Below are 13,359 nucleotides of genomic sequence, written 5' to 3'. Positions count from 1 at the left end.
CTATGTGAATATTTTAATATTGAAAGCGATTATAGCTTACCAAGACGTTTAACTGATTTTACGCACACTAACCTTACGTCCTTTCAATTTGCCATTTTGTAAATATTGATACGCTTTATCAGCATGGTTGCGATGAATTGCGACATATGAGAGCATGGCTGTGATGTTAATTTTGCCAATGGTGTCTCCGGCTAATCCTGCATCTTTGGTTAATGCACCAAGAATATCTCCAGGCCTGATTTTATCTTTTTTACCGAGGGACAGGCTTAGGGTAACCATTTCTGAGACTAATCGAGTCGCATGACCGTTGCCAAAGTCATTATTGTTTTCCCAGATAATAGGGGAGGACAGATTATCTTCAATAGCACAAATTCGTTGCGCATCTGCTGGTGTCGTAATACTTAAAGCAAGACCTTTATTTCCAGCCCGTCCAGTGCGACCAATACGATGAATGTGGACATCATGGTCAAAAGCGAGATCGAAATTAATGACTGCTGGAAGCTCCTTGATATCAAGACCGCGGGCGGCAACATCAGTGGCTACAAGAATAGAGCAACTTTGGTTGGCAAAACGCAAGACTGCCAGATCGCGATCTGCTTGTTCCATATCTCCATTTAAAGCGACCGCGCTAAAGCCTTCGTGAATGAGTTGATCTGTTACATCTGCTGTCTGTTGCTTGGTATTACAGAAGATTAAAGTCGAAGTGGGTTGATAGTGTAGTAGTAATGACTTTAATAAAGAAAACTTCTGCGCTTGTTTTGTTACCTCATAAAAACGTTGTTCAATATCAATTTCATTAGATGAGGTTTCCACCAGGACTTCTTTGGGACTCATCATAAACTGTTTAGCCAATTGCTTGATTTCTTCAGGATAGGTCGCCGAAAACAGTAAGGTTTGGCGTTGCTTAGGAGTGGCAGAGATAATGCTTGTGATGTCATCAAAAAATCCCATATCAAGCATTCTATCGGCCTCATCTAACACGATAGTTTTTACTTTAGTTAAGTCTAAGGAAGCATTTTTCAAGTGCTTAAGAACTCGACCTGGTGTTCCTACTATAATATGAGCTCCATGTCTCAATGAATCCAGTTGAGGTTTCATCGGTATACCACCGGACAAATTAATCACTTTAACATTAGGCATCAAACAGGCTAAGCGACGAATTGCTTGGCCGACTTGTTCTGCCAGTTCACGGGTAGGGCAAAGGACCAAACCTTGTACTGCAAAAAACGAAATTTTTAAATTATTTAATAGGGACAAAGCAAAAGCAGCGGTCTTTCCACTTCCTGTTTTTGCTTGAGCAATTATATCCTCATTGTTAAGTATTATTGGTAGACTTTGCCTTTGGATGGGCGTCATGCTGTCATAACCTAAAGAAGCAATACTTTGTATGAGTTCTTGGCGCAGGGGTAACTGAGAGAACAATAGTTGTTGATGGGATAGTTCGGATTGAATCATTGAGTGCACTTGTATTTTATAAGAGGTGCATAGGCTAACATTTTTTAGTCCAATTTTAAATCAATTTGTTGTTGACCTCTTCCCTCATCATCCTTGTGTGCCTTAGGTAATTCTCTGACAAAAGAAACAAGTATAGGCTTTTAAGTCCAGCGCAACATGTTAAGTTGAATGCTAATTGATGCAAATCATGTTAAAATTGCACAAAAAATACAAATAGATTTAAATTTAATCGTCATGTTTGATAAGCAGCGAGCTTTTGAACGGTCAATAAGCGTTATTTTTAAAATAGGTAAAGTGAGGCAGGGTTAATGTTAGAGGTAAAAAGCTTAAGTATGTTGTTTGGACCTAAATCTTTATTCCAAAATGTGGATTTGACCTTATTGCCTACGCAGCGTTATGGAGTAGTCGGCGCCAATGGTACAGGCAAGTCTACTTTTTTAAAAATATTAGCAGGCGAAGAACAAGCATCACATGGCTCAGTTGAAAAAGCAAAAAGTCATAAAATAGGTATTTTGAAGCAAGATCATTTTCGTTATGAACAGGATCGTCTTGTTGATGTTGTTATTCGTGGAAACCACGTTTTGTGGGATGCGCTTACTGAAAAAGAGAGCTTGTACTCTAAAGAAACTTTTACTGAGGAAGATGGTTATCGTCTGAGTGAGTTAGAAGAAATCGTAATGAATCAGGGAGGTTATGAAGCAGAGTCTACAGTAAAAAATTTATTGCTTGGCTTAGGCATTGCCGAAAAGTTTCATTATGGTCCCTTGAGTGCTTTATCAGGTGGTTACAAATTACGTGTTTTATTGGCACAAGTTCTTTATCAACAACCAGATATTATGTTACTCGATGAACCAACTAACCACTTGGATATTATATCGATTGCATGGTTGGAAGAATTCCTAAAAACATCATTTAAAGGATTATTGATTTTTATCTCTCATGATAGAAGTTTTCTCAATAATACATCCACGAATATACTTGATATTGATTATGATACGATACTGGATTACCCAGGAAATTATGATAAATTTTGTTTTGCTAAAGAGGAACGCTTACGCTTGAAACAAAGTGAGCTGAAAAACCAGGAAAAACGAATTGATGCGTTGCAAGGTTTTGTTGATCGCTTTGGCGCAAAAGCAAGTAAAGCAAGCCAGGCGGCGTCACGTCAAAAAATGATAGAGCGGATAGAGTTGGTTGAGATCAAAGAATCTAATATTTTCAAACCCTATTTTAATTTCCAGCAAAAGAAATCTTCCGGAAAATTAGTTGTTCAAGTAGAACAGTTGCACAAAAAATTTGATGAGCGAGTATTATTAAAAAATGTATCGGTTACCATACAACGTGGCGATAAATGTGCCATTATAGGACCCAATGGCATTGGAAAATCTACTTTACTGAAAATTCTATTAAGGGAATTACACTCAGATCAGGGATATTTTGAATGGAGTGACACTGTAAACGTTGGTTATTTTGCCCAAGATTATCGAACCCAACTCAATCCAGAACAAACTATTTTGCAATGGATGGAGGATAATATAGCTGCATCCTCACAGGAAATCAGGAAAGTGCTTGGTCAAGTACTATTTCGCGGAGCAGATGTTGATAAAAAGATTGCAGTATTAAGTGGTGGAGAGTCTGCTCGGTTAATTATGGCCAAATTAATTTTGGAAAAACATAATGTTTTGATATTTGATGAGCCAACCAACCATTTAGATCTTGAATCGATAGACGCCTTAATCGAAGCAATTCAGTTGTTCCCAGGAACCGTATTATTTGTTAGCCATAATCGTTATTTTATTGATGACATTGCAACACGTATCATTGTCCTAACCGAACAATATGGAGTGCAGGATTTTCTTGGTAATTACAATGATTATTTAGAACAGTATGGAAAAGATTATCTTGCAACGGCATAACATGAATCCGTTTTGAAGAGCAATCTTGATTTTGTCGGGCCTTGGCCCGACCTGCTTACTTTTAAAAATACTCAATACAGTCATCTTATGGACGCGCAACGTGCCACTGACCATTCATGAAAAAAGGTTGTGTCCACTGCATTTGTAACTGTTCGTTTTTATCTTTAAGTGATTGCGTTAATTGATTTGCTCGCACTGTGACTGAATGATTTGAGCCATCAACCTTTTTAATAGAAATTAAATTGCTTTGTTGATAGTTAATAAATTGCGGCAATAAAATGTCAACGTTAGCGTCTTTTGCATCAACATCAATAATACAATCATCAAGATTAACAACATACTGGGCATTTTCATTACTGTGAATCGTTCTGTGTTTGCAATGATTTGCTGAGGATACTAATAATTCACTTGTATTATATTTTTTAGCTTGGGCAAGACGATTCAAAAACTCAGCAAGATCGCCACTATAACCACATAAGTTAATGCGAATGAAGGCGTCTGTCGCGCCCATCGCGTTACCATTATCCACTGCGACATTAAGATCTTTAAGCAGAACTTGCTCGCCGGTCATTTTTGAAATGTCTGGACTATTGAGTTTTGCAAAAAAAGTAGGGCTACCTGGAATGCTGATGACTTCCGTTCCAGGATAACGCTTCAGCATTTCCTCTTTGACAATGTTATGCCGCTTTACAATGGTATTAAAGGCATCCGTACGTAGGGCTTGTCCTGCATCAGGAAGTGCGGTTAGGGCGGACATAAGATTCAACGCGTCAGCAACACCTGGAGTGCTTTCTCCTGTGGTTAACTTCCAGACATAGGAAAAGAAATTAGGAAAAATACTGGCAGCATATGCATCACTCATAGGAAACCACATATAACCCAGACGATATCCCGGTTTTCCAAGTGCTTTGGAAACAGAATTAAACGCCAAAACATGTTTTCCCTCATTTCTTGCCTTGGCAAGCCAAGCCATATTGTCTTTAATATATCCCGTACCATCACTACCATAAGATGGTGAAGAAAAGACTAAATCAGCAATGATGATGTTTGCTTGAGTATATGGCTTGCGGAATTTGCCATCAGGATTATTGGGCGAGGTTACAAATTCAACCACGATTTCATCCGGTTTTGGCTTCACTTCACTCGGATCGTTAAAGCCCTGAAAGCGCGCATTTGGATAGGGTCGATAAGTTACGGCGTGCTCATGGAATGAATAAAAAGGTATCTTTTCAACAAAAAGGAAGTGTTTTTGTGGCTCAGATGCAGCAATTGCATAAACTAGAGCAAAAATAATTTGTAGTGAGCCATTGGATGGACAAAAGGTATATTTTGTTTCATGAGGATCAAGAAACAATTCTTTATTACCAATGCGTGCATGATATGCGCGAAGCGCCTGATCGACCTCATTAAAAAAGGCCACGCTTGAAGGAATCAGTAGACTTTTTTCACCGGGTTGGCCTAAATAAACGGCACTGTCAAAAACATGTACTGCTGGGGGGGTAAGTAAGCCATAACGTTGGTATAATTCAGTAAACATCGGTGTTTCGTTTGGTCGCATGTAAATGAGTGGATCAGAAGCGTTGGCCGAAGCAGTGACAAATACAAACAATAAAAAAATCATTGATTTAAATACTGTCTTCAAAAAATTTGTTCTAAGCATCAACCAATCTCCTATAAATCAGCTCCTTTTACTCATAGTTGCAATAAGGTGATAAAGGGTCAAGTTTTTTTATTTATGTTATTGGCGCCATTGAATCATTGTAGATATTGGCGTGTACACTCGAAAGTGGCCGAATTTAGCGATTCATTGTAATTTTGTCTGGCCTTGGGCCGACGATTCCTTTGACTCAATAAAAAATTCATCAGGAGTTAAGCCTTGGATTTTGCATGAGTCAGCCTTTATTTTTAAGTAAATCAAGAAATTCATCAATTGTATCTGGAGTCGCTTTCTTATAATTACCGCGTCTACTTATAAAACTTCCCGTAAGCTCTTTAAGATTCAGCATCATTTCAGTTGCTTTGACACAGACGGCGATGCCATTAACTACAATTGCATCATCGATTATAAATTCTTTTTGTCGGGCGAATAACAACATGGGAAGACCGCCTGCTAAAATGATCACCTCTACTCCTTGGGCAACCATTGGTCTTATCTGTTGGGTAAAATCATCAAGCATCTTTTGATACATCACGGTGTCGCTAAAAGCCTGCTCAAAATCCTTTACCTGCGCATTGACGGCATTCACCGTAATTACTCTCTCTTGCAGGCCATAATGGCGAATCTGATTTTCATGCCAGGGAATAAATACTGGATTAATCGTAACAAGGCCAATTTTATAACCTAGGCTGCACGCGTGGAGCATATTGGCTTCACCAAGACCAATCACTGGAATATTCAAAACCGCTTTTATTTCATTGATTCCAGGTTCTTGGAAATGGCCTATGACAAAGGCATCATAACCCTTTTTTTCGGCTTCGATTGCATTATGAATTGTTTGCATCGCACAGCGAAACTCTGTGAGGGGGTGCAGATTTTTGTCTGGCGGTGTTAGGCCATGTACTTCAAACTGGAAGTTTTTATCCGCATATTGGTTTAAGTGAGTTTGTAGGTGCTTGATGTAATTTGCTTGCTCTTTGGGATCCACAAAACTTTGATACCAAATCCGTTTAGTCGTATTCAAAATGATATCCTCTTAATTATTGGGGGATGGTAAATTTCTGAATCATTCAAGTATAGATAAAAAGTTAGGATTCTAGAAATATTTGGGGGGCTGGGGTGTTTTTTTGAAGTGAGGTGGCGCATTTGACGACATGGAAGTAAGGATCAAGCGCGCAGGCTCCAGCACTGCAAACAATTTGATGATGATACGGTTCCAGCAAACAGTCTGCTTGGGCATGAAAACTTAAAACAGCTGCCCTAACAAAATAAAAACAAAAAAGGTTTTCCCAAGATATTTCATTCTTTTCCTGTATCACAAATTTGTTGTGCCAAAAATAAGATATAAACCCGTACTAGAATTGAGGTTGCATATTTGAGTTAGCATCTTGTGCTGTATCAGTAGGTTTAACATTCTGTTTAAATATAACGCTTAAAAGGACACTCGCAGGAATTTTAGCCATGGGGGCTTTGGCTACTGGAGCATCTGTTGTTTGTGCCGAAGAAGTAGTGGCTGCAGTATTTATAATTGTTACAGCATATTGAACAGGTGGTTTTCTACTTATTACAGCGCTTGAGCGTTCATTAATTCGAAACTCTGAAATCATTTTTTTAAATTCTTCATCTGTCTCATAAGGCATTAAAACTAGTTTTAATCCCATTCCTGTTACTATTGCTGCCGTATCTTCACTTTTTCTCATATTCTTGAGAAAGCGAAACGTGGCTAGTTTGCGCCCTTCTGCAGTGTTATTTAAACATGGAGTGGCTTGCTCGATACAAAAAACATAGCGTTGAGCTGTTGTTCCTGATGGGTTGGCTTGTACTTCTGTTGTACGATAATTTGAGTTTAAATAAATTTTCATAATAATTTATAGTCCCTATTGGATTTTAAACGGAGCACTTTGCATATAAAGTTGCATATATGATAATAAAAAAACACAGCCCACACAATAAGCCATTCAAAGCGAACCTAAGGTTGTAAGTCAATGATCAATACACACAGGTGCTATTTATTAATAGGTAAATCATATAGTTAAAAAATAAGCCAAGTAGAAATATCTGGTTAAAGGTATCAAATACGGCCGTATTTGATTGCAGATTATTATTTGCTCAATCTCCATGACATGATTTCATTTAGATTTTAATTATAATCAGTAGGCGTAGCCTGGGTGCATGGGACGGTCTGGGAAGGGTACTGATGTATTTTGAACAAATTAACCAATAATTAACGGAGTCCGTCCCGGATCGTCCCCATATTTATCCGTTGCCGAAAGGACACAAACAGTATATAACTTATTTTATTACTCAATAATTAGGGTCATTTTAATCAGGCTGGGTAGACGCATTCTGTACTTCCTGAGGCTCTCGATGGATTAAGATGATTGGCTCAGTTTGAGGTTTTTTATCTGAAATGGACGTTAAGTTAAAGACCAAGGATAGTTATTGTGCTTGCTAACAAAAATACATGGATTTTAAACTTAACGGGTTTAATCGTTTCTATAGTCACTATTGTTGCTTTGTCGCTTCAATTATATATCGTTGCAGACTTTACCTTACTATATGGTTTCTTATTTACACTGTCTTATAATGGACAGAACAATCTACGATTATTGGGCAGCAGTCTTTTTGTTGCTTTAATATTAGCACTCCCTGGCCTTTGGATTTCCAACCATGTTAAGCCACAATTTTTCTATTTTTTAGTCTATTGCTTTCATTACACTTATCATCATAGTGGTAATCGTTGGAAGATGAGTTATACCCTATTCTTCGAAGCCGCCTGGAATGGAATTCTTGTTTTGCTTGTTGCTGTGCTTTTTTCACTCGCAAGTGCGGTATTAATTTTTTGTGCTTCTTTTTTATTTAGTAGTCAGGGTAGCCCTTATGTATTTAATCTCATTTACACGAGCACTGGCAGATTGTTCCAGTTATTTTTGACGTGGTTATTATTATTTATTGGTATAAGTGTTGCCCAAAATAATATGAAAACGCTCCATCAGTTGCGCTTTATCCTGATAACGACTATGTATTATTTGCTGCCTATTTTGGTGTTAACCAGTGCGGTGGTTTTAATTTTATTGTGGCATATTGACCTGAATCCAAATGTCATTATCACTGTTTTTTTTGAGCTGACAATTCTCGGTATTTTATTTTTAAATGCCTACTATCAAGATGGAAGTGATGAGCTAAAGAGAATGGTTTGGCTTAATTGGCTTTTACGTGGTTATAAAGTGTTTTTGCTCATCATGATACTCATCGCCAACTATTATGCTTTTCGCTATATGTCTATAGAGCCCAGTCAATTAATCTATTTAACCATCTCGCTTTTTTTAGGGTGGCTTTATGCGTATAGCGCCTTTTTTTCTGATGAAAAGGCACAGAAAATAATAGAAAATGGGAATAAATGCTTGGTTATAGTATTCATAGTAGCCTTTTATCTTGTTATTGCATCGCCCTTTAATTTTACGGTGAATAAAGATAAAGCGCCCTTGTCTCTTTGGCATGGCGTTGATTCTATTAGCAAAGGCGATGCCCAAGAACATTAAAGGGTTTTGTCAGTTAAACCAGAGACTTAATGACAATTCAGGTAGCAGTATGAGTAAGGAGAGCTATTTTGCTTACTAACAAAGACACATGGATTTTAATTTTAACGGGACTAATCACATCTATAATCTTCACTGCTACTTATTTGTTACAACTGCGTACCTTTATGTACGTCATCTTTCCTCTATTGGTAGGGCTCTTATTTGTACTATCTTATAATGGACGGAATATTTCAGAATTATTGGGCAGCAGTTTTTTTGTTGCGCTGCTATTATCTATCCCTTTTAGAGGTTATGAAATTTGGGGATCAGAGAGTACCCGCCATATTAATTTACTTATTTGCTATCCTATTCTAGTTTATGTAACTCATTGTTTTCATTATATCTATCATCATAACGGCGGTCATTGGAATATGAGCTATACCCTATTCTTTGAAGCGCTATGGAATACCTTGGTCGTCTTGCTTTTTGGGACACTTTTTATGTATTCAAGCGAGAACTTAATTTTATATCCGTCTTTTTTATATGATGGTATCTACAGCTCTTTTTTATATAATCGCGTGTCTACTAACGGCGTTTTCTCGTATTTTTTGGGACTCTTTTTATTGTTTCTTGGTATTGGTATTGCCCAATATAATATTAAGGTGCTTCATCAGTTGCGCTTTATCTTACGAACATGTATGTATTATTTTCTACCCCTTCTAGTGCTCGCAAGTGTAACGTTTTTTATTTTATTTTTGCAAAATACTGCTCAAAATCCAAATATCATTATCAGTGCTTTTTTTGATTTAACCCTCGTAAGCATTTTGTTTTTAAATGCCTACTATCAATATGACAACAATGAAAAAAAGCAAATAGCCTGGCTCAATGGGCTTTTACGTGGTTATAAAGTGTTTTTGCTTATTATGATACTCATTACCAACTATTACGCGTATCGCTATATGTCTTTAGAATTCAATCAATTGATCTATTTAACCATTGCACTTTTTTTAGGGGGGATTTACGCGTACAGCGCCTTCCGTTCTGACAAAGAAGCACAGCAAATTATGGAGAAGGGGAATAAATATTTGGCTATAGTGTTCATGGTAGCCCTTTATATTGCTATTTTACCGCCATTTGATTTTATAGTGAATAAAGATAAATCGCCCCTATCTATTTGGGATGGTACTGATTATATTAGAAAATCTACTTACCAAAAAAGCTAAAATATTCAGGGGACGGTCCGGGACGGACTCCGATATGTTTTGAACAAATTAACCAATAATTGCCGGAGTCCGTCCCGGACCGTCCCCATATGAATGTAACCCAATTGGTTTGACAAAAAATCCTGAGCATCTACGATGAAACTAATAACATTGAATCAATGACATTTCTATGAGCAGATCTTTCATTTTGTTAAAGTCGAAGTGGCAATTATATATTGCACTATTTGCATTAATTGCAATTGGCTTATATCTTGTGATGCTAGCTTTCCATATTCCCGCATCTAATACTCCCTTACTGTTTGTTATAGTAATTGGTGGTGTCCCTGTATTTCTACAAATATTATTTAAATTAATTAAAGGAAATTTAGGTGCTGATTTATTAGCGGCGATCGCATTAGTAACTGGTGTTATTTTACAGCAATATCTAGCCGCAACATTAATTATTCTGATGTTGGCCAGTGGGCAAACTTTAGAATATTATGCTATGCGGAAAGCATCCTTCGTTTTGCGCTCTCTTGTAGCGCGTATGCCCTCAATGGCACACCGAAAAATAAACAATCATATTGAAGATATTCCATTATTAGACATTAAAATAGATGATTTAATTGTTATTTATCCACATGAAACCTGTCCGGCTGATGGTGTCGTTATTGAAGGGCATGGATCTATGGATGAATCCTATTTGACAGGAGAGCCTTATCAAATCTCCAAAACACCGGGGGCATTCGTTTTATCAGGCGCAGTGAATGGAGAAACTTTATTAATTATAAAAACAACTCAACTTACATCCGATTCACGCTATTCTGCAATTGTAAAAGTATTAGAGGAAGCAGAACAAAAGCGTCCCTCGATTAGAAGGCTAGGGGATCGGATTGGCGCAGTTTTTGCGCCTGTAGCTCTTGTTTTTGCAATTGCGGCTTGGTATTTCACAGGGGATGCAATACGCTTTCTTTCTGTTCTAGTCATTGCCACACCATGCCCGTTATTGATAGCCATTCCTATTACTATAATTAGTGCTATTTCAAGAGCTGCAAGACAAGCTATCGTTATCAAAGATCCAACGGTTCTTGAGCAATTACCGATTTGTAAAACCGCCATTTTTGATAAGACAGGTACACTTACCTATGGTAAGCCTGCTTTAACAGAAATTAACGTGGTTCCAAATTATACGAGAAAAATGGTTTTACAATATGTGGCAAGTCTAGAACGATATTCAAAACATCCTCTTGCAAGTGCCGTTTTAAATGCTGCACAAAAAGAAAATATAACTCTCCTTGAATCGGCCAATGTATCTGAAAAACCTGGGCAAGGATTACATGGGGTTATTGGTAAACATAAAATTCTCATTACTAGCCGGAAAAAATTTTTAGAAATAAATCCTGAGGGTATTACTTTATTACCACCCATAGCGCCTGGACTAGAATGTATTGTATTGTTTGATAATCAATATGCTGCATCGTTACATTTTCATGATGCGCCACGTATTGAAAGTAAATCATTCTTAGGGCATTTAGCCCCCTCTCATCAATTTAAAAAAATTATGTTGGTTTCTGGTGACCGTGAGTCGGAAGTTGTCTACTTGGCTAATTTATTAAATATAAAAGAAATTCGTGCATCGCAAAGCCCAGAACAAAAACTGGCAATAGTTCGAGAGGAAATAAAAAAAGCACCAACTGTTTTTATGGGCGATGGTATTAATGATGCGCCTGCATTAACAGCAGCGACAGTTGGCATTGCCTTTGGACAATACAGTAATGTAACGGCTGAAGCTGCGGGTGCTGTTATTATGGAAAACACATTAAGTAAGGTTGATGAATTAATCCATCTTAGCCTAAATACTCGAAGAATTGCCTCACAAAGCGCTATTGGAGGTATGTTGCTTAGTATCGTTGGAATGGGGTTTGCTGCAGCAGGATTTATCAATCCCGTAACTGGCGCAATAATTCAAGAAGTAATTGACATTCTGGCCATTGTGAATGCCTTAAGATTGGCTTTAGGTTCTCAAATTAAAATTGATTTACCTGAATTTTCAAAATGATAATAAAGGCAGACGTATTCGCGAGTTCTGGAAAAAAGCTAAGCGGCAATGGTTGGATTTTTAATCGCCCGTTGACAGATGTTATCAGAGCGACTACAACAAGCCGCAATGAGGTTAATTATTTTTGTTTTTAAAGTAAGTGCTATACTGATTTTTATGAGATATTTATCTGTGATAAATCATGAAAATTCAATTTTTAGGGGCAACCCGAACAGTTACAGGTTCAAAATATCTAATTCAATTAGACCAAACAAAAATACTTGTTGATTGTGGTCTTTTTCAAGGCTACAAAGAGCTTCGATTAAGAAATTGGGCACAGATGCCTTTCAATCCAGAAGACATTAAATATATCTTATTGACACATGCCCATCTTGATCATAGTGGTTATATTCCCTTAATCGTAAAAAATGGATTTCGTGGAAAAATAGTATGTACCGAAGCTACTTTCGAACTGGCGAAAATATTGTTGCCAGATAGTGGTTATCTACAAGAAGAAGAAGCTTATTACGCTAATAAAAAAGGCTATTCAAAACATCATCCTGCCATACCACTTTATACAAAGGAAGATGCCGAAATTGCGTTAAATTATTTTCAGACGGTAAATTTAAAGGACACCTTTGAGCTTGCTGATAATTTTTATGCCAACTTTTATTATGCAGGTCATATCTTAGGTGCTTCTCTGATTAAAATAGAACATCAGAATACCTCTGTACTTTTTTCAGGGGATTTGGGGCGTCCTAATGATCCCATTATGAAAGCACCCCAAGAACCACCTGAAGCTGATTATTTGGTAATAGAATCGACCTATGGTGATCGCTTGCATGAAACACTCGATCCAGAGATACAACTTGCAGATATAATTAATTGCACGGTTAAACGAGGTGGTAGTGTTTTAATTCCAGCTTTTGCCGTGGGTCGAACTCAAATGTTGTTATATTATATTCAGCAGCTCAAAGCTAAAAATAAAATTCCAGATATTCCGGTTTTTGTTGATAGCCCTATGGCTACTAACGCTACTGAAATTTTTTCAAGGCATGCACGTGAAAATCGTTTAACTACAGAACAATGTGCGGCAGTATGCAATGTGGCTCAATACATTCGCACTGTAGATGAATCAATTGCACTTGGCAGACAAAAAATGCCGATGATTTTAATTTCCGCGAGTGGTATGGCAACTGGAGGGCGGGTTATTCATCATATCCGAAATTTTGCTCCTAACTACAGAAACACTATATTGTTTACTGGATTTCAAGCAGGTGGGACACGAGGGGATCGAATGGTTCGTGGCGAAAAAGAGATTAAGATGTTTGGCCAATTAGTACCTGTTCAGTCCGAAATAATACAGATGGGGAACTTATCAGCTCATGCAGATTATGCAGAAATGCTGACTTGGTTATCTCATATCAAAAAAGCGCCTAAAGCAGTGTTTATTACTCATGGAGAAGGAGAATCTGCACAGGCACTAAAAGAAAAAATTGAGCACAAGTTTCATTGGAAATGTGTAATTCCTAATTATTTAGAGCAACACAAATTATAGTGAGCACTGCGT

9 protein-coding genes are annotated in these 13,359 nt (G+C 37.4%); 5 read left to right on the top strand and 4 right to left on the bottom strand.

The window, feature by feature from the left end:
- Window positions 1–48 precede the first annotated feature (48 nt).
- On the bottom strand, window positions 49–1,455 hold the full coding sequence (gene dbpA, locus Lste_RS03310) for an ATP-dependent RNA helicase DbpA (RefSeq protein ID WP_058509669.1): 1,407 nt from the start codon (window positions 1,453–1,455) through the stop codon (window positions 49–51).
- 308 nt (window positions 1,456–1,763) lie between these two features.
- On the opposite strand from dbpA, the gene Lste_RS03305 reads away from it, so the two are divergent.
- Window positions 1,764–3,371: an ABC-F family ATP-binding cassette domain-containing protein gene (locus Lste_RS03305; protein WP_058509668.1), complete on the top strand. Its 1,608-nt coding sequence runs from the start codon at window positions 1,764–1,766 to the stop codon at window positions 3,369–3,371.
- An 85-nt stretch (window positions 3,372–3,456) separates the two neighbouring features.
- Here the strand turns inward: Lste_RS03305 and Lste_RS03300 are convergent, their stop codons facing one another.
- The 3 genes from Lste_RS03300 to Lste_RS03290 all read right to left on the bottom strand — a co-directional run bounded on the left by Lste_RS03300 (window position 3,457) and on the right by Lste_RS03290 (window position 6,890).
- The gene (locus tag Lste_RS03300) at window positions 3,457–5,031 is read right to left on the bottom strand and encodes an aminotransferase class I/II-fold pyridoxal phosphate-dependent enzyme (protein WP_058509667.1); all 1,575 of its coding nucleotides are present in this window, start codon (window positions 5,029–5,031) and stop codon (window positions 3,457–3,459) included.
- A gap of 232 nt (window positions 5,032–5,263) precedes the next feature.
- Window positions 5,264–6,052, bottom strand: a complete 789-nt coding sequence (locus Lste_RS03295) for an aspartate/glutamate racemase family protein (protein ID WP_058509666.1) — start codon at window positions 6,050–6,052, stop codon at window positions 5,264–5,266.
- Between the two features lie 331 nt (window positions 6,053–6,383).
- Window positions 6,384–6,890 (bottom strand): hypothetical protein, encoded by a 507-nt coding sequence (locus Lste_RS03290; protein ID WP_058509665.1) that lies wholly within the window; start codon window positions 6,888–6,890, stop codon window positions 6,384–6,386.
- Between the two features lie 582 nt (window positions 6,891–7,472).
- Between Lste_RS03290 and Lste_RS03285 the strand changes: the two genes are divergently transcribed.
- The 4 genes from Lste_RS03285 (at window position 7,473) to Lste_RS03270 (ending at window position 13,347) form a co-directional block, all read left to right on the top strand.
- A complete protein-coding gene (locus Lste_RS03285) occupies window positions 7,473–8,570 on the top strand; it encodes a hypothetical protein (RefSeq protein ID WP_058509664.1) in 1,098 nt (365 codons plus the stop codon).
- Window positions 8,571–8,638: 68 nt separating this feature from the next.
- Entirely contained in the window at window positions 8,639–9,772 is a 1,134-nt protein-coding gene (locus Lste_RS03280) for a hypothetical protein (RefSeq protein WP_058509663.1), read from the top strand.
- A 169-nt stretch (window positions 9,773–9,941) separates the two neighbouring features.
- Window positions 9,942–11,810 carry a heavy metal translocating P-type ATPase gene (locus Lste_RS03275; protein ID WP_058509662.1) on the top strand — a complete coding sequence of 623 codons (1,869 nt, stop codon included), beginning with the start codon at window positions 9,942–9,944 and terminating at the stop codon, window positions 11,808–11,810.
- 181 nt (window positions 11,811–11,991) lie between these two features.
- On the top strand, window positions 11,992–13,347 hold the full coding sequence (locus tag Lste_RS03270; protein ID WP_058509661.1) for an MBL fold metallo-hydrolase RNA specificity domain-containing protein: 1,356 nt from the start codon (window positions 11,992–11,994) through the stop codon (window positions 13,345–13,347).
- Window positions 13,348–13,359 lie beyond the last annotated feature (12 nt).

The organism is Legionella steelei (assembly GCF_001468005.1).
Taxonomy (GTDB): Bacteria; Pseudomonadota; Gammaproteobacteria; order Legionellales; family Legionellaceae; genus Legionella; species Legionella steelei.
Note: the sequence above shows the minus strand (reverse complement) of the source record. Positions and strands in the feature narration are given on the sequence as shown.

Coding starts and splice junctions, on each gene's coding strand:
- Lste_RS03290 (WP_058509665.1), bottom strand. CDS start 6,890: ATGAAAATTTATTTAAACTCAAATTATCGTACAACAGAAGTACAAGCC.
- Lste_RS03275 (WP_058509662.1), top strand. CDS start 9,942: ATGAGCAGATCTTTCATTTTGTTAAAGTCGAAGTGGCAATTATATATT.
- Lste_RS03300 (WP_058509667.1), bottom strand. CDS start 5,031: ATGCTTAGAACAAATTTTTTGAAGACAGTATTTAAATCAATGATTTTT.
- dbpA (WP_058509669.1), bottom strand. CDS start 1,455: ATGATTCAATCCGAACTATCCCATCAACAACTATTGTTCTCTCAGTTA.
- Lste_RS03305 (WP_058509668.1), top strand. CDS start 1,764: ATGTTAGAGGTAAAAAGCTTAAGTATGTTGTTTGGACCTAAATCTTTA.
- Lste_RS03270 (WP_058509661.1), top strand. CDS start 11,992: ATGAAAATTCAATTTTTAGGGGCAACCCGAACAGTTACAGGTTCAAAA.